The following is a 17,705-nucleotide window of genomic DNA, read 5'->3' as shown; positions in this document are numbered from 1 at the left end:
ATCCGGGACTATATAGCAGGAGCAAATCTAAAATGTCGGACTATCTGATCTTTGCCATGGCTTTTGCCGTTGCGGCAGCTTCACCAGGGCCGGACATAGCAGCTTTGTTGGCAAAAGCCTTGTCCGAGGGGATGGTTGCCAGTCTGAGGCTGGCTTTTGGAATGGTACTTGGCAAACTGGTGCTTTTGAGTGCGGCTCTGCTGGGACTGGTGGCGATAATTGAAATAATGGGGCCGTTCTTTATTGCGCTTAAAGTTCTTGGCGGAGGCTATCTGATCTGGCTGGGGATAAAAATCTGGTGAAATTCTGGCAAGGAACTTTCTGGCACCATTGCTGCGATAAAGGGTAAAAAGCCGGGCGGTGATGTTGTTCTTGGTCTGATTATGTCTCTATCCAACCCGATGGCAATTGTGTTCTATCTGGCTGTATTGCCGGGCTTGCTTGATATAACCTCAATTGAAATCCTTGACTATCTGGCGCTTTGTGGAATTGTTTTTGTCATCATGGGTATTATCGCGCTGACCTATGGGGCTGCTGCTTCCGGGATGCGGCGGATCTTTACCTCTGGTCATAGTAAGCTGCGAATTGATCGTGCCTCTGGTGGTATGATGGTTATGGCAGGAATGTTGGTGGCAAGCCGCTAGGGGCTGATGAATGGGTTGCGAGATGACGGTAACAAAGGATTGCAGGATAACCACTGTTGAAAGTCGACGTGATTTTGATGCAGCTGTGGTGCTTTTCAGGGAATACGAAAGCTGGGCTCGTTCTTGCCCCTGTTTTTCTGGCTTTGAGAAGGAGCTGGCTGAAATTTCAAGTCGTTATAGCGGGCAGCATGGGGCGCTGTGGCTGGTGCGGGACAGGAACGATAATGCCCGCGGTGTTGTTGGTCTCAGCTTTCAGAAAGATGCTGTTGCTGAACTCAGGCGTTTATGGGTTTCTCCGGCTGGGCGCGGGCAGGGGCTTGGGGAGGCCCTGGTTTCGATCGCTCTGGCCGAAGCGCGTGCAAGAAGTTCAAAGGTTGTGCTTGAGACAGTCCCTGAACAAATGGTTTCTGCAATCAGGTTATATGAAGATCTGGGCTTTCTCCCCTTGCCCCGGAAGGAAGGGGAGACCTTGAGGATGGAAATGGTCTTTTCGCCACAGCCCTGACAGGGGTTTGTGGCTGTTTCCCCATCACCCCTGTAATGGCCAGATCCAGAGGATCAGAGGGATGGAAACCACCAGAATGATGATGTCGAGCGGCAATCCCATACGCCAGTAATCCCCGAACTTGTACCCTCCAGGCCCCATCACAAGCAAGTTGGATTGGTGGCCGATTGGGGTGAGGTAGGTCGAAGAACTGGCGATGGCGACAGCGATCAGGAAGGTGTCGATACTTACGCCGAGCTCATTGGCGATAAGAATGGCGATAGGGGCCATGAGAACCGCTGTTGCTGCATTGTTCATGACATCGGACAACATCATGGTGATCACCATCATAAGAGCCAGAATGGCCCAGACAGGCAGATGGTCACTCAGACCAATCAGAGGAGAGGCTATGACCATTGTCCCGCCAGTGGTCTCGAGTGCCATCCCGACAGGTATCATGGCAGCCAGCAAAACGATCACCGACCAGTCAATTGATTCGTAAAGGTCCTTGAGATTGAGTTCTCCGATCAGCACCATGGTGCCAACGGCTGCAAGAAAAGAGATTTGCGGCGGTAGAATTCCGAAGACGACCAGTAAAATGGAAAAGGCAAAAAGCAGCGGGGTAATAATCGAGCCTTTTTTACGTACCAGAGACAATTCCCGTTCAGCCAAGGGCAAAAGGCCGAGCGAGGCAAGGGCCTCGGGCATCTCTTCCCGGATCCCCTGTAGCAAGAGTACGTCCCCGGCCATAAAACGGACGCGACCAATTCTTTCGTGTACCGGTTGCCCCTGACGGGCAACACCCAGAGTATTAATGCCATGGTGGGTGTGCAGTTGCATATTATGTGCTGTCCGCCCTTCCAGACGGGAGCCGGGAGTGACAACTGCCTCGATGATGCCCACCCGGTCAGACTGCAGGTCCTGACTGCTGTCTTCGGCGGATCCGACAATTTCAAGATTGGCCTCATCAACGACCTTCTGTAGCGTGTCGGTGTCTGCTTCCAGAGTCAGGATGTCATCAACCTTGAGCCGCATATAGCCTGACGGCGCCAGCATACGATCTTCGCGGCGAACCAGAGCAACAACCGCGACGTTACCCTGGGCCAGGGTTTCAAGATCGACAAGCCGGTGTCCGACATAGGGAGAGTTTTCCGGAATGCGGACATCAGCGATATAATCTTCGATCTGAAACAGTTTCTGACGGTCACTGCCTCCAGCGGAGCGTTTAGGCAGAAACCGCCAACCGACAAGAGAAATAAAGGCGATGCCAGCCAAGGCAACTCCAAGCCCAACAGGCAAAAAGTCGAACATGGCAAAATTCTGTCCAGTTTCCGCTTGCCGGAAACTGGAAATGATAATGTTGGGCGGAGTCCCGATCAAGGTGGTCAGGCCTCCGAGCAAAGATCCAAAACTCAGTGGCATGAGCACTTCGCTGGTCGGTCTTTTGCTACTGTAGGCGCTCCCGATCGCAATCGGTAACATAAGAGCCAGAGCCCCGACGTTGTTCATAAAAGCGGAACAGATCGCGACAACCGTCGTTAGGGCCAGGACATGAAGAACCGGTTGACCTGCTGCCGGTTCCAGAAACTTGGTGGCCAATTCGATGATGCCGGAGTTTTGCAGTGCATGCGAAATGATCAATACGGCTGCAACGGTAATTACAGCGGGGTGGCCAAAACCAAGAAATGCCTCATCAGCTGGAACCACACCAAAGATAACGGCGCCGATCAGGGCCATCATTGCAACCACATCGTACCTGATTTTTCCCCAGATAAAGAGAACCAGAGCGAGACCTATAATGGTAAAAATGATTAACTGATCTGTATTCATCCTCAGCCAAACCTGCGAAGTTGCTGTTTTAAGTCCTATAGAACCTATTCTGGATCGACTTTCACTACAATGCTGTGCAAATGCAAAAAGATCATTTCTGTTAAAAACAGGCCAATAAACGAAAGGATTTTGCGGTGCAATATCGTTATGATGTCGCTGCGACCATAAAATGTCGGTTTGCGACCCTGTACGGGTGCGTTTTGTACTGCAGCATAGCGAGCTGCTAATCGGAGTTACAAGTCCATGAATGAAAAACCTAGTGAACGTCCCTTAAATCCTAGATTCTCTTCCGGTCCCTGCGCTAAGCGCCCCGGTTGGTCTCTGGATTCACTAGGCTCTTGTTGGCATGGTCGGTCCCATCGGGCAAAAGGCGGAAAAGCCAAGCTGGTTGAGGTTATCGAGCTGTCACGTAAAATCCTTGGTATCCCTGATGACTATCGTATCGGAATTGTCCCAGCTTCTGATACGGGTGCTGTTGAAATGGCACTCTGGTCACTTCTTGGGCCAAGGGGAGTTGATATGTTGACATGGGAAAGTTTTGGCAAGGGTTGGGTTACGGATGTAACCAAACAGCTGAAGCTTGACGATGTAAGGGTTCTAGAGGCTGATTACGGCCAATTACCGGATCTGTCCCAGGTTTCCTGGGATCGTGATGTTGTCTTTACCTGGAATGGCACGACTTCAGGTGTACGTGTTCCTGATGGCGACTGGATCGCCAGTGATCGTCAGGGACTTTCAATCTGCGATGCAACCTCTGCTGCCTTCGCCATGCCTTTGCCCTGGGACAAATTGGATGTTGTTACCTGGTCCTGGCAAAAGGTTCTTGGTGGTGAGGGCGCGCATGGCATGCTTGTGCTCAGTCCACGGGCTGTTGAACGTCTGGAAAATCATCAACCCACATGGCCAATGCCGAAAATATTCCGCATGGTCAAGGCCGGGAAGCTTGATGAAACGATCTTCCAGGGGGCGACCATTAACACACCTTCCATGCTCTGCGTTGAAGATGCGATTGATTCGCTCAAATGGGCCGAAAGTGTTGGCGGGCAGAAAGGGTTATCAGCCCGTTGTGATGCCAATCTTGCAGCTCTGACTGCCTGGGTCGGGCAGCGTGACTGGATTGATTTCCTTGCGGAAAAAACAGAAACCAGATCGAATACTTCCATCTGCCTGAAAATCACCGCGCGTTGGTTCCAGGCTCTTTCAGAAGAGCATAAGGCCAAAGCGGCAAAGGCACTTGCCACACTTCTGGAAAATGAAGGGGTGGCACTGGATATCGGTTCCTACCGCGACGCGCCGGCAGGTCTGCGGATCTGGGGCGGGGCGACAATAGAGACATCAGACATCACGGCACTTCTTCCCTGGCTGGATTGGGGAATTGAAATTGTACGTGCAGAATTCGAATAGAAGGTAATTGTGAAAATGGTAAAAGTACTTATCAGTGATGATCTGAGCCCGAAGGCAGCAGATATTTTCCGTGAGCGTGGCATCGATGTCGATGTGAAAATTGGTCTTTCCCCGGAAGAGCTAATCAAGATTATCGGCAACTATGATGGCCTGGCGATCCGTTCTGCGACAAAGGTAACGCCCGCAGTTGTCGAGGCTGCAACAAACCTGAAGGTCGTCGGCCGGGCAGGAATCGGTGTGGATAATGTCAACATCGAAGCTGCATCTGCAAAAGGTGTGGTGGTGATGAACACCCCGCATGGAAACTCTATCACAACCGCGGAACATGCAATCGCCATGATGTTCGCGGTTTCCCGTCAGATCCCGGAAGCCAACGCCTCCACCCAGGCTGGAAAGTGGGAGAAATCCCGCTTTATGGGTGCAGAGCTGGCCGGAAAAACGTTGGGTGTGGTCGGTTGCGGTAACATTGGTGCCATTGTTGCCGACCGGGGCAAAGGCCTCAAGATGAAGGTTGTTGCTTTTGATCCGTTCCTGTCACCGGAACGGGCCAAGGATCTTGGTGTGGAGAAGGTCGAGCTGGATACATTGCTGGCCCGGGCTGACTTTATTACCCTGCATGTTCCTCTTACTGACCAGACGCGGGGGATTATCAATGCAGAGGCCTTGGCAAAGACCAAAAAGGGGGTTCGGGTTATCAACTGTGCCCGTGGTGGTCTTGTGGTCGAGGACGACCTGAAGGCTGCTATGGAAAGTGGCCATGTTGCCGGGGCGGCGTTTGATGTCTTTGCGGTCGAGCCAGCCAAGGAATGTGTTCTGTTTGGCTTGCCGAATTTTGTTGCAACGCCACATCTTGGCGCATCCACGCATGAAGCCCAGGAACTGGTCGCTTTGCAGGTGGCGGAACAGATTTCCGACTATCTTCTGACTGGTGCAGTAACCAACGCCTTGAACATGCCATCCCTGACCGCACAGGAAGCGAGCAAGCTTGAGCCCTATATGGTTCTGTCCCGCCAGTTGGGCAGTTTTGCAGGGCAGTTGACCCGAACCGGTCTGAAAGCGATCAAGATTGATTATGAAGGGGCGGTTGCCAGTCTGAATTGTCGCCCCCTGACCCAGACGATTCTCGCAAGCCTGCTGGCGCCGATGATGGACTCGGTCAATGTCGTTAGCGCACCGGTTGTTGCCCGCGAACGCAATATTGATGTGACAGAAGCCAAACATGAACGCGATTGTGATTTTCAGACTCTTATCCGTCTGACAGTAACAACCGAAAAGGGAGAGCGTTCTGTTGCAGGAACCCTGTTCGGTGGCAAACGCCCGCGTCTGGTTAATATCAAAGGTATTGAAATCGAGGCAGAGCTTGGCAAACATATGCTTTATCTGACCAACGAGGACAGTCCCGGGTTTATTGGGGCTTTGGGCATGCAGTTAGGGGAAGCCGGGGTTAACATCGCGACTTTCCATCTCGGGCGTTCCGGGCCAGGACAAGATGCAATTGCTCTGGTTGAACTTGATAGCCAACTGACACCGGATCAATTGAAAAAAGTCCAGAATTTGGCTCAGTGTAAACAGGTAGCCCAATTGAATTTTTAATTTGAGTTACGTTCCACTTTTCAGGCTGCAGGTTTTTTCCTGCAGCCTGTTTTTTTTGCTTTGGCGGAGGGAAAGCAAAGTCCCAATTCAGAGACGGAAAGATAATTTTTCACTGAATCCAGTTGCCCTGACGGGCTAAAACATGTAGTCAATCATCGAAAAGGCCCCAAGGTTCGATCCTCTTGGTCGCTCCCGGTTTTTTCGCATCGCATGAGCTTAAAACCGATCAGGAACGCTGACCATGAAAAAAAATGGGGACAAGGCCTTGTTGCCTGCTGGTTTACAGGACCTACTGATGCCAGCTGCTGCCCATGAGGCAGAGGTTGTCCGTCGACTGATCGACTGTTTTTCCTCAGAAGGCTATGACCGCATCAAACCTCCGTTGCTGGAGTTTGAAAATGCGCTGCTTTCCGGTGCCGGAGAAACCCTTTCCAATCAGATTTTCCGCCTGATGGATCCCACCAGCCACCGCATGATGGGGCTTCGGGCAGATATCACGCCACAGGTTGCCCGAATTGCGGCGACCCGCTTGCAAAAAACAGCCCGCCCGCTTCGCCTTTGTTATGGCGGAGACGTACTGCAGGTGACAGGGAGCCAGCTCCGTCCCGAACGTCAGTTTACACAGGTTGGTGGAGAGCTGATCGGCGTGACATCTGATGCCGCTGATGCCGAGGTAATCGTTGCAGCGGCCAGCGCTCTGGAAAATGTCGGGGTGAAAGATCTGAGTGTTGATATCAACCTTCCGACCCTTGTTCCTGCCATCGCCGCTGATCTGTCAATCGAACCTGACCTGGCCAGAGATTTACGGGTGGCTCTCGATCGCAAAGACGCTGCTGAAGTTGAAGCGCTGGCAGGAAAACACGCGACGCTTTTCCTGAAATTGCTCCATGCGGCAGGGACAGCAGAAGAAATTCTGTCCTTTGCCAGGACATTGGATTTGCCCGGAACAGCACGCAGGGAAATTGATCGTTTGGTTGCTGTTGTTGAGCTGGTTCGTGTACAGGCACCGAAATTGACTGTGACGCTGGATCTGGTCGAGCACCGTGGTTTTGAATATCATACCGGCATAAGTTTCATTTTCTTTGCCAAAGGCGTCCGGGGTGAACTCGGGCGGGGAGGCAGGTATAATTCAGTCAGTGTTGATAACATTGTCGAGCCTGCTACCGGTTTTACACTTTTTATGGATACGGTGCTCAGGGCTTTGCCAAAGCCAAAAATTGCCCGTCGTATCTTTCTTCCCTTCGGAACTCGCCGCGAAGAAAGCGGTGCTTTCCGGGCACAGGGATGGATTACAATTTCCGGCCTTGAGCCTGTTAAAGATGATCGCGCGGAAGCGCTCCGTTTGTCCTGTAGCCACCTGTTGGAAGGTGGCCACATTCATGAGTTAGGAACTAACTGATATGTCCAATGTCGCTGTCGTCGGCTCCCAGTGGGGAGATGAAGGTAAAGGTAAAATCGTTGACTGGCTTTCTGAGCGCGCGGACGTGGTTGTACGCTTTCAGGGCGGACATAATGCGGGACATACCCTTGTCGTAGACGGCAAGGTTTACAAACTTTCCCTTTTGCCTTCCGGTATTGTTCGCAAAGGGAAGATGTCGATCATCGGTAATGGTGTGGTGATTGACCCCTGGGCATTGCTTGCGGAAATGGATCGTCTGCGTGAACAGGGCGTGGAACTGACGCCGGATAACTTGAAAGTTTCAGAAAATGCAGCCCTGATCCTGCCCTTGCACGGCGAAGTCGACCGGGCCCGCGAAGCCGCAGCCAAAGGGGAAGCCAAGATCGGAACCACCGGGCGCGGCATTGGCCCTGCCTACGAAGACAAGGTTGGCCGCCGGGCAATCCGCATCTGCGATCTGGCCGATGAGGAATTTTTGCGTGAGCGGGTAAACGCCCTTTTGTTGCACCACAATGCCCTGCTACGTGGGCTTGGCCAGCCTGAAATTGATGCAGGGGATCTGGTAAGCAAGCTTCTGGAAGTTGCCCCCAAGATCCTTCCCTATGTAGATGTGGTCTGGCAACGTCTTGAAGAGTGCCGGAAGACGGACAAGCGTGTGCTGTTCGAAGGTGCCCAAGGGGCCATGCTGGATGTTGATCATGGGACGTATCCTTTTGTTACCTCCTCGAACACCATCTCCGGACAGGCATCAGCCGGTTCTGGTGTTGGTCCAAGCTCGGTCGGTTATGTTCTGGGGATTACCAAGGCCTATACCACGCGCGTTGGCTCGGGTCCCTTCCCGACAGAGTTGGAAGATGAGATCGGTCAGCGCCTTGGGGAGCGAGGCCATGAATTCGGAACTGTTACTGGCCGGAAACGTCGTTGTGGCTGGTTTGATGCCGTAATGGTCCGTCAGGCTTGCAAGGTTGGCGGCATTACAGGCATCGCCCTTACCAAGCTTGATGTTCTTGATGGCTTTAAAGAATTGAAAGTCTGCACAGGTTACCGGATTGACGGCGTTGACTATGACCACTTGCCTTCTCTCCCGAGCAAACAGGCAAAGGTTGAGCCTATTTACGAAACTCTCGAAGGCTGGGACGACAGTACTTATGGCGCGCGTTCCTGGGCAGAATTGCCTGCGACTGCGATCAAATACATTCGCCGGATCGAGGAACTGATTGAAGTGCCTGTGGCATTGCTTTCCACAAGCCCGGAACGGGACGATACCATTCTGGTACAGGATCCTTTCCATCCAAAGTCCTGATAAATTTTCAGGTCTGCCTGATTTAAAAAAGTGTTGTCTCTGGCAACACTTTTTTTATGTGCGATCCTCTTCCCTTGTAGATTGATTTCGATCTCTTCCTCTCGGGAGACGGAGTGTTAAGTCTTTCAGGTTAAATAGCTTGGGTTACAATCTGTTAACTATCTTTTTTCGTTTGTCTGCTATAGCTCTAAAGAGATAGTGGGAAAATCCTGGTTAAGATAGGAGAGCCAGTTTTCTGGCAGGGGAGAGTATGCCTTCATACATTAAAGAAATAGCTGCAGAACTGGACTATTTACAGCATCCGGTCGAACTCGATGGTAAGTTCGAATTGCTGCCTGCAGAAAAACTGCCAGAATTCCAATCCCCAGGCACTCTTGCGATTAATGCGGTTTCGCTGAAAGGCCAGGCAACTCCTCTTCTCGCGCTGGTTTGCCAAAAAGAAGCGGCACCACGGACGGCAACAATTCGCCTGATGTCCCGTATTTCCTGTGCTGTTATGCTTGTTCCCGTTGGCTCCGGGACGGTTGTTTTTAAAGAGGACAATATCAGACGTTTTGTTGTGATATTTGAACGCCCCAAAGGCAAACGTCTGGTTCCTCAAGCTGGTATGTCGCCATCGAAATTTGATGAAGACGATATTATTCATGGTGTTATTGAAAATCTTCTTCCGGCATTCAGGGAGCTTTCATCCCGGACACTGACTCACCGTGCCATCCGGCCGGATAATGTTTTCCTCACACCAGATCGAAGGGCGATACTTGGAGAGGCCGTCTCCACGCCTGCAGGCTATGCCCAACCGGTCCTGTACGAGCCGATTGATTCTGGAATGGCGAGCCCTTCAGGACGGGCTGAGGGAACGGTTCTGGATGACTATTATTCTTTTGGTGTACTGATTGCTGAACTGGCCATGGGGGGAACCCTGTTGGATAAAAAAACAGATGAGCAGATTATTGAAGCCAAAATAAAATTGGGTTCCTATGGCGCTCTGGTAGGCCAGTCACGAGTACCCCTTAAATTGATGGAGCCCCTGAGAGGTCTCCTGAGCGATGACCCTTATGAACGCTGGGGAATTGCAGATCTTGAAATGTGGGCCAATGGGAGGCATCTGAGTCCCAAACAGGTACCCCTGCCGCAAAAGGCGGTTCGATCAATTGCCTTTGCCGGCAAGGATTATCTGACTGCCCCACTTCTGGCAAACAGCATGAGGATGCACTGGGCAGAGAGCAAACAGCTTATTGCAGGAGATCAGCTTGATTCCTGGATCCGGCGCGCCCTGTCCAATGATGAAATGGCTTCTTTGATCAAGGCCGCTCAGCAAACAGGTCAGGCGCTTGCCAGTACAGGAAGCGGGGATGATCGTACCGCTTCAGTTGCGATGATGGCGCTCGATCCCTCTGCACCCATTACCTACAAGACGGCATCGGTTCGGGTTAACGGTCTGGCTCAGGCAATAGCCTTGGATTTTTTCCAGCCAGGTAAGCTTGAACAGTATCTGGATATTATCCGGATGAAACTGCCTCAGGCGTGGGTTACTTCGCAGGTACGGACCAAGCCGGAGTTTGTCGCGATTATCAAGCAGCTGGAAAGTGTCGAGCAGAGCGTGAAGAACATGACCGCGGGTTATGGGATGGAGCGCGCTGTCTATGCTGGTAATGAAGGCTGGCCCTGCCTTTCGCCCCTTGTTGGTGACAACTATGTTGATGATGTTAAAAATCTGTTGCCAGCTCTCGAAGCTATGGTCGCAGCCGGGCGTATCGAAGGAGCACCGGTTGACCGGCATATTCTTGCTTTTTCCCTGAAACATTTGCGGGGAAACCAGGATGCTCTTCTGAAAAGGCTTAACGATCCCTTCAAGCGCGATGTGTACAATCGTGCTTCCTTGAGATTTCTGGCGGAAATGCAAAAACAGTACAGCCCGGAACCTCTTCCGGCTCTTTCAGCGCATATGGCGGATTTGTTGATTGATGCTGTTGAGACTTTTAATAACACGGCTTTTCGCAAACAGCTCAGGGATGCCGTTGAAAAAGCGAAACGTGATGGACAACTTACGACGCTGCAGATGATCCTGGACAATGCGCATATTCAGGATCAGGACAAGCTGGGCTTTACGCAAGCCCAGGCCATGTTCACCAATCTCGAAGCCCAGGCTACCTGGCTCGAAAAGGGGGGGCTGGTTTCTGATGAGAATGTCCGGATGGTAAGTGAAAAAACTTCGGCGGTTATTTCTGCCGTCTGTTCTGGAGTTGCCTTGGTTATCATGACAATTTCATGGGTATTGTGAGGAAGACAGAATGGGGCGTTTACCGCTTTTAATTATTCTTTTGCTGTTGGCCGTATTTCTCATGCCTTCAGCGATACTTGCTTGTGTTCTGATGGTTCCCAGTCTGGTCGCCTTTATTGTTGACCGGAATAAACAACGTTATTTGACCATGACAGTTGGCCTGCCGAATTTTTGTGGAATTTTGCCAGCCCTGACTTCCCTATGGGAGCGCGGGCAGACATTTGACGGGGCTTTCTCCGGGATCGCTGATCCCTGGAACATGATGGTTGCCTATAGCGCTGCAGGGTTTGGCTGGATGGTTTATTTTGGCGTCCCAGTTGTTGTCAGCAGCTATTTGAGTATCTCTACCGAGGGGAAAATCAAACAGGTTAGGAAGTACCAGGAGGATCTGGTTGAGGCCTGGGGGGAGAGTGTACGCCAGGCTGCCCGGGCAACCGCATCACCAGAAGAAAATGAGAACGACGAGTAGGTAAAGGTTACCAGTGGCTTCTTTTGGTACAAGCGTGAAAAGGGGATTATGGCACTTGCCGTTTTAATTCCTTGAGACGCCGCAAGAAGAGTATCAGATAGAATAATACAAAGAGAGCAAAGAAGAGTTCCTGCACCTCGCTGGCCCTTTGAAACAACCTGAAAGAGCTATCCATCGCAGCGAGAAGACGCTCTGTCATTCTCGTGATCTCAGCGATAAGCGCCGTCGGGAACAGGTGGAATGTCGGTACAACGATCGCAAGCGGATGGTTCCAGAGGGCGGGGCGATAGAAAAACAGGAGGGGAAGGATAATTCCACCAACAAGAATACCTATTTCCAATATCGTTCGCGGCTTCTGGTCGAGCCAGGAACTGGTATTGTGGAAGTTGGTTTCTCCCTGGTCGTTTATTGCTGCCCAGTCGCTTGATGTGCTCCACTGGAACCAGTGCTGTCCCCAGCTTGCTTCCTCGCCCGACATGTAAAAACTGCCAAGGGCTGCAATCAAAATCCAGAACCAGAGCCAGCTAAAGTTACGCAGATTCGGGTGGAACAAGATGCGCAAGGCAAGAAAAAACGAGATTGCCGGGATGATCGTATGAGAAGTCTCGAGAATTCCATTCCGTTCGTTTCCGATCCACTGATCGTAAAGCTCGCCGGGCATGAACAGGCCAAGAATTAACAGCAACACTGCCAGAGCTACAGGAAGCGCGAGCCAGAGCCATTTGGGTAGGTGGTCTTCATAAACGGCAGTTCCGGTTGTCATTTTCCAGCCTGATGCAATGATTGATGTTTTGCTGAAGCTATATTTTCTCGGGGATGGGGGCCAGTAAAAAAATATTCTGGGCTGTACTCCGAGTATATTTTTCCCTTGAGGAAGCCAGACGAACAGCAGATACGAAAAAGCCGCCATTTGGCGGCGGCTTTTTTAAAATTGGGATCTTGTTCAGGATGTCGCGAGTTTTTGTTCGATTGCTGCATTCTTAATGGCTTTCTGCAGCTTTTCAAAAGCTCTGACTTCGATCTGACGCACTCTCTCCCGACTGATATTATAGGTATGGGAAAGATCTTCGAGAGTTGTCGGGTCGTCTTTCAGCCGGCGCTCTTCAAGAATGTGACGTTCCCGGTCAGTCAGGGACTCCATCGCGTTTACCAGAAGCGCTCTTCGTTTGGTCAGCTCTTCCGACTCTGCATACTGGGTTTCCTGGCTAGGAGTGTCATCAACCAGCCAATCTTGCCATTCGCCGTCCCCATCGATACGCAAGGGTGCATTGAGCGAGTTGTCAGGCCCCGCCAACCTGCGGTTCATCTGGACAACATCGTTTTCTGAAACAGCGAGTGTGGTGGCGATGTGGGTCACCTGTTCAGGTGACAGGTCGCCCTCGTCAATTGCCTCCATCTGGCCTTTCAGCTTGCGCAGATTGAAAAAGAGTTTCTTCTGGGCGGCGGTTGTCCCCATTTTGACCAGAGACCAGGAATGCAGGATATACTCCTGAATAGAAGCACGGATCCACCACATGGCGTAAGTCGCAAGGCGGAAGCCCTTTTCCGGATCAAAGCGTTTTACCGCCTGCATCATACCCACGTTGCCTTCAGATATCAGCTCTGACACAGGCAAGCCGTAACCACGGTATCCCATGGCTATTTTTGCAACAAGACGAAGGTGGCTGGTGACGAGTGTATGAGCAGCATCGACATCATCATGCTCCCGCCAGCGTTTGGCGAGCATGTATTCTTGATTCTGTTCCAGCATTGGAAACTTGCGGATGTCCTGAAGGTACCGCGACAGGTTTCCCTCTGGGGTCAGAGCCGGAATTCTTGGTGATGCCATGTTAAACTCCCCTCTATTCGGTTGACCGTGAGGCTCTGCTCACAGGTCTAAGTCTCTGCCTGAATGGAGACATATGGTGTCTTATCCCGCATTGCACAAGGGGCAGAGATATTTCTGTTTGCGATTTTTAATTATTATAAACTATGAATCAAATCTTTCAAATCTATTGATAGTTCACTTGAGAAACTCAGTGTTTCCTTGGTGATAGGATGAACAAAGCCCAAAGTTTTTGCATGCAGAGCCTGGCGCTCGAAGTTTTTCATCAGCGTCTGGGCAGAAGCGGGCAGGCTTTTTACTCGGCTTTGGCTCTGGCTGCCATAAAGCGGATCACCCAACAAGGGATGCCCGATGTGGGTCATGTGGACACGTATCTGATGGGTTCTACCCGTTTCCAGCGTGCACTCGACAAGACTTGCGGCGCCATCAGCCAGTACTTTTAAAGTCTTGTAGTAGGTAACCGCCCGTTTCCCACCTGTGGGAACCACAGCCATCTTTTTCCTGTTTTTGGGACTCCGGCCTATATTTCCTTCAATTTTGCCGGAGACCGGTTTGGCTGTACCCCAGACAATGGCATTATAGCTCCGTTCAATGTCATGAGTGGAGAAGAGCTGCACCAGCCCCTGGTGACAGTCATCCGTTTTGGCAACAACCATTAGTCCACTGGTATCCTTGTCAATCCGGTGGACAATACCGGGGCGTTTTACCCCGCCGATACCTTTGAAATCATCGCCGCAATAATGAATCAGTGCATTGACCAGAGTACCATCCTGGTTACCCGGTGCGGGGTGTACGACGAGACCAGATGGTTTGTTTATGACAAGAAGGTGTGCATCTTCATAGACGATTTCGAGCGGAATATCCTGTGCTTCTGGCTCTGGATCAACCGCCTCAGGTACGGTCAGGCTGACGCGTTGTCCCACCTTCAGGCGAAAATTTGCTGTCTCTGTCACGCCGCCATCAATACGCAGGCATTGTTGTGCAATCAGTGCCTGTAACCTGCTGCGGGACAAATCGGGCAGCCTGTCGGCGAGAAAACGGTCGACGCGGATTTTTTTCTCTGTTTCTTCGACAGTTAATTCGTACACTTGTGCTGTGCTGTCGTCAGGGGAGTTATTGTCTGGGCCGCACTCTGCCATTGGAACCTCATCGGTTTTTCTCTGACTTGCTCTCACGGGCAAGCTCACCTATTACAAGTCTTCTTTTACGCGCGGGTTTATCAAGATGAAAGCGATTAAGAGTGCTGTTGTGATCATGAGCATCTTGCTGGTGTTGGGCTTTGGTGTCGTGATCTATACGATCGCCACCCGGGTAAGCAGCGGGGTGGGGAACAAGGAAGACGTTTCCAGTGAAAGTGTAAGTTTACCCGAAAGTCAGGAAGTTCAGGCTTTCCCACAGGCATTTCTTGAGCTGCCGGCTGGATGTGAATTGGTGGCATCCCAGTTGCAGGGTAACAGGGTGCTGCTCCAGTTTGGAGGAAACAGGGAAAGGGGCTGCCAACAGGTACTGCTCTTTTCTGCGATTTCAGGGGAACGTTTGGGGGGCTGGTCTTTGGCTGCACCGACAGCTGTGGCTGAATAGAACCTTGAGACCGGGAAAAGTTCAAAACTGTCTTTAAATTGAGAAGAAGCTATTAGGATCATGACAAATTTTGCATCTGACAATGTGACCGGAATTTCTCCGGCAATTCTTGAGGCGATTTCTGCGGCTAATCAGGATTATGCTGCCTCCAGCTACGGTGCTGATAAATGGACAGCAGGCCTGTCAGAACAGGCCTCTGAAATTTTCGAAAAGGATGTCACGGTTTTCCCGGTAATCAGTGGCACGGCGGCCAATGTGCTGCCGATCTCATCGCTAACCCCCTCCTATGGTGCTATTTATTGCCATGAGTATGCACATATTCATACCGACGAATGTGGCGCGAGCGAATTTTATACCGGGGGGGCCAAACTGCTTTCTTTGAGTGGTGAGCACGCCAAGTTTTCTGCAGAAAAGCTCTCAGCGTCAATTTTTGGCAGAGGTGTGGCCCGTCATGCACAACCTGCTCTTGTCAGCGTGACACAAACAACAGAAGCCGGGACGTTGTATCAGGTTGATGAAGTCGCGGCTATTTCTGCAGTGGCAAGAGAGAATGGGATGAAAGTCCATATGGATGGTGCCCGTTTCGCTAATGCTGTGGCAGGGCTTGGTTGTTCTCCTGCCGACATAACCTGGCGGGCGGGTGTGGATGTTCTTTCTTTTGGTGCGACCAAGAACGGGGCTATGGGCGCTGAACTTGTGGTGTTTTTTAACAAAGCGGACAGCAGGGAACTTGAGCACAGACGGGTAAGAGGGGGGCATTATCTTTCGAAAATGCGTTTTGTTTCCGCTCAGTTATCTGCATATCTGGCCAAAGACCTCTGGCTTGAAAATGCCCGGCGGGCCAATGCCATGGCAAAAAGACTTGTCGATCACCTGAAAGAAATTCCCGCTGTCAGTTTTGTCCATCCGGTTGAAGCGAACATTCTCTTTTTATCAATGCCGAAGAAGATGGCGCGTTCTTTGAAAGATGCAGGTTTCGAATTTTATGAAATGTCCGAGACTGATCCGGTTCTGGTCAGACTGGTTCTTTCTTTCAACAGCTCTGAAGCCGATGTGGACCGTTTTGGAGATATTGCCAAGTCATTGGCATGATCAGGTGCGCTGGCAGAAACAGGAAATAGTGGAAACATTACCAAGAACCCCACGTTATCCCGTGGGGTTCTTGGTATGGATCCTCGGTCTTGAGTTTTACAGAAGGCCGTTAACAAGAATAGCGGCAATAGCCAGTGGCGCGATAAAACGCAGGATGAAGATCCAGGTGAAAAGGACCAGGCTTTTACCTTCCCCTGCCGTCATTTCATTCTGGGCTTTTGCTCCCATAACCCAACCGACATAAAGCGAAACGAGCAAACCGCCCACAGGGAGTAGAATGGAACTCGAAACAAAGTCCATCAAGTCAAGAAAACCCTTCCCGGCGAATTTGAAATCGCCCCATACGCCCTGTGAAAGAGATGATGGGATACCCAGAAGGAAAGCAACAACGCCGCTTATGAGGGTCACCTTTGTCCTGGAGAAACCTTTTTGGTTGAAATAGGCAACAACAGGCTCGAGCAGGGAAATGGAAGAGGTCAAGGCGGCAATCGTCAACAAAAGGAAAAACAGGGTGCCAAAAAATGTGCCACCAGGCATCGCTTCAAAAACAGCTGGAAGCGTGATGAAGGTCAGCGCAGGGCCCTGCGCCGGGTTCAGGCCCACGGCAAATACGGCTGGCAGGATTGCCAACCCCGCCAGTATTGCGACAGTCGTATCCAGAAAGGCAACATACCATGATGATTTGCCAAGATTCTCAGTACGATTGAGGTAAGAGCCATAGGTGATCATTACTCCCATCCCAAGAGACAAAGAGAAAAAAGCCTGTCCCAGAGCTGCCATGACAGTTTTCCCATCAATCTTGCTGAAATCGGGTTCCAGATAAAAACGGATACCTGCTTCTGCTCCCGGCAAAGTCATGCCTCTGATCGCAAGTGCAATTAAAATGATGAACAGCAGTGGCATCAAAATTTTTCCGGCGCGTTCAATTCCGCCTTTGATACCGGCCAGAACAACTAACATCGTCAGCAGCATGAAAATTCCTGCATAAATCAGCGGAGAAACAGGATCACTGATGAAGCTGATGAAAGTATTTTCAATCTCTCCGCCGTTGGCACCCGCAAAAGCACCTGTTGCCATTTTCAAGGTGTAGGAAATGGTCCACCCGGCAATCACCCCATAAAATGAGAGAATGACAAAAGCGGCAAGAATGCCCATGAAACCAATAATGGACCATCCGGGGGTCTCCAGTTTCTTGAATGACGTGATTGCATCACTTTGACTGGCTCGCCCGATCACCATTTCGGCGGCAAGAACGGATATTCCGATAGTAAAGACAAGGCCGAGATAGAGGATCAGGAATGCGGCACCTCCATTTTCCCCTGTAATATATGGAAATTTCCAGATGTTGCCCAGGCCGACAGCGGAACCTGCTGCGGCCATGATAAAGCCAAGTTTGGAACCCCAGTGTTCTCGTGTTACCGCCATAAAAAACTCCAATAAAGTAAGGTCTTGCTGGTACCGTGAAACTTTCTCATGGCGGTTTAAAACATTTCCTTGCGGATCAGGGTTGTGAATTTATAGGGGCTGTTATTCCCAAAGGGTATGGCTGCAAGATTGAGCGGTGTCGTTGAAAAATATTTTGCACTTTTGAGAAAATTGTTAATCCATCGATGACTCTAGTACGTAAAAAATAAAAGAGGTTTTTCAGTCAAGTAGAGCTGAAAGTGGGAAGAGGAAATCAGTCGGCCATTCTCATAAGGGCATAAATGACGCTCTTGTTGCCGCCAGACCAGAGAGACAGGCGGGGTAGAATTTGAACTGATTGAGAGAAGGACGCAGACACAGTCTTTGCCGTTACCG

General features: G+C 50.9%; 14 protein-coding genes and 1 pseudogene. 10 read left to right on the top strand and 5 right to left on the bottom strand.

The window, feature by feature from the left end; translation table 11 throughout:
* The first annotated feature begins 32 nt into the window (after positions 1–32).
* Both O4H49_RS08405 and O4H49_RS08400 read left to right on the top strand, forming a co-directional pair.
* A pseudogene (locus O4H49_RS08405) lies at positions 33–644 on the top strand (LysE family translocator).
* A 22-nt stretch (positions 645–666) separates the two neighbouring features.
* Positions 667–1,149, top strand: coding sequence for a GNAT family N-acetyltransferase (locus O4H49_RS08400; RefSeq protein ID WP_269422979.1), 483 nt, complete (start codon positions 667–669; stop codon positions 1,147–1,149).
* Positions 1,150–1,173: 24 nt separating this feature from the next.
* Here the strand turns inward: O4H49_RS08400 and O4H49_RS08395 are convergent, their stop codons facing one another.
* On the bottom strand, positions 1,174–2,958 hold the full coding sequence (locus tag O4H49_RS08395) for an SLC13 family permease (RefSeq protein WP_269422978.1): 1,785 nt from the start codon (positions 2,956–2,958) through the stop codon (positions 1,174–1,176).
* Between the two features lie 243 nt (positions 2,959–3,201).
* Between O4H49_RS08395 and O4H49_RS08390 the strand changes: the two genes are divergently transcribed.
* The 6 genes from O4H49_RS08390 (at position 3,202) to O4H49_RS08365 (ending at position 11,407) form a co-directional block, all read left to right on the top strand.
* Complete coding sequence (locus O4H49_RS08390; RefSeq protein WP_269422977.1) at positions 3,202–4,362, top strand: phosphoserine transaminase; 1,161 nt, start codon at positions 3,202–3,204, stop codon at positions 4,360–4,362.
* A 15-nt stretch (positions 4,363–4,377) separates the two neighbouring features.
* Positions 4,378–5,955 carry a phosphoglycerate dehydrogenase gene (gene serA, locus O4H49_RS08385; RefSeq protein WP_269422976.1) on the top strand — a complete coding sequence of 526 codons (1,578 nt, stop codon included), beginning with the start codon at positions 4,378–4,380 and terminating at the stop codon, positions 5,953–5,955.
* Positions 5,956–6,196: 241 nt separating this feature from the next.
* The gene (locus O4H49_RS08380) at positions 6,197–7,354 is read left to right on the top strand and encodes an ATP phosphoribosyltransferase regulatory subunit (RefSeq protein WP_269422975.1); all 1,158 of its coding nucleotides are present in this window, start codon (positions 6,197–6,199) and stop codon (positions 7,352–7,354) included.
* 1 nt (position 7,355) lies between these two features.
* A complete protein-coding gene (locus tag O4H49_RS08375; protein WP_269422974.1) occupies positions 7,356–8,657 on the top strand; it encodes an adenylosuccinate synthase in 1,302 nt (433 codons plus the stop codon).
* A gap of 250 nt (positions 8,658–8,907) precedes the next feature.
* The gene (locus O4H49_RS08370; protein ID WP_269422973.1) at positions 8,908–10,938 is read left to right on the top strand and encodes a serine/threonine-protein kinase; all 2,031 of its coding nucleotides are present in this window, start codon (positions 8,908–8,910) and stop codon (positions 10,936–10,938) included.
* Between the two features lie 10 nt (positions 10,939–10,948).
* On the top strand, positions 10,949–11,407 hold the full coding sequence (locus O4H49_RS08365; RefSeq protein ID WP_269422972.1) for a hypothetical protein: 459 nt from the start codon (positions 10,949–10,951) through the stop codon (positions 11,405–11,407).
* A gap of 46 nt (positions 11,408–11,453) precedes the next feature.
* Here the strand turns inward: O4H49_RS08365 and O4H49_RS08360 are convergent, their stop codons facing one another.
* The 3 genes from O4H49_RS08360 to O4H49_RS08350 form a co-directional block, all read right to left on the bottom strand.
* Positions 11,454–12,170, bottom strand: coding sequence for a hypothetical protein (locus tag O4H49_RS08360; RefSeq protein WP_269422971.1), 717 nt, complete (start codon positions 12,168–12,170; stop codon positions 11,454–11,456).
* A 180-nt stretch (positions 12,171–12,350) separates the two neighbouring features.
* Positions 12,351–13,235 carry an RNA polymerase sigma factor RpoH gene (gene rpoH / locus O4H49_RS08355; protein ID WP_269422970.1) on the bottom strand — a complete coding sequence of 295 codons (885 nt, stop codon included), beginning with the start codon at positions 13,233–13,235 and terminating at the stop codon, positions 12,351–12,353.
* A gap of 134 nt (positions 13,236–13,369) precedes the next feature.
* On the bottom strand, positions 13,370–14,371 hold the full coding sequence (locus O4H49_RS08350; protein ID WP_269422969.1) for an RluA family pseudouridine synthase: 1,002 nt from the start codon (positions 14,369–14,371) through the stop codon (positions 13,370–13,372).
* An 85-nt stretch (positions 14,372–14,456) separates the two neighbouring features.
* Between O4H49_RS08350 and O4H49_RS08345 the strand changes: the two genes are divergently transcribed.
* Positions 14,457–14,813, top strand: a complete 357-nt coding sequence (locus tag O4H49_RS08345) for a hypothetical protein (protein WP_269422968.1) — start codon at positions 14,457–14,459, stop codon at positions 14,811–14,813.
* 60 nt (positions 14,814–14,873) lie between these two features.
* The gene (locus tag O4H49_RS08340) at positions 14,874–15,905 is read left to right on the top strand and encodes a threonine aldolase family protein (protein ID WP_269422967.1); all 1,032 of its coding nucleotides are present in this window, start codon (positions 14,874–14,876) and stop codon (positions 15,903–15,905) included.
* A 96-nt stretch (positions 15,906–16,001) separates the two neighbouring features.
* Here the strand turns inward: O4H49_RS08340 and O4H49_RS08335 are convergent, their stop codons facing one another.
* Positions 16,002–17,330, bottom strand: a complete 1,329-nt coding sequence (locus tag O4H49_RS08335) for a sodium-dependent transporter (protein ID WP_269422966.1) — start codon at positions 17,328–17,330, stop codon at positions 16,002–16,004.
* Positions 17,331–17,705 lie beyond the last annotated feature (375 nt).

It is taken from the genome of Kiloniella laminariae (assembly GCF_027214005.1).
GTDB lineage: Bacteria > Pseudomonadota > Alphaproteobacteria > Kiloniellales > Kiloniellaceae > Kiloniella > Kiloniella laminariae_A.
The sequence above is the reverse complement of the archived record's forward strand: the minus strand, read 5'-3'. Positions and strand labels throughout refer to the sequence as shown.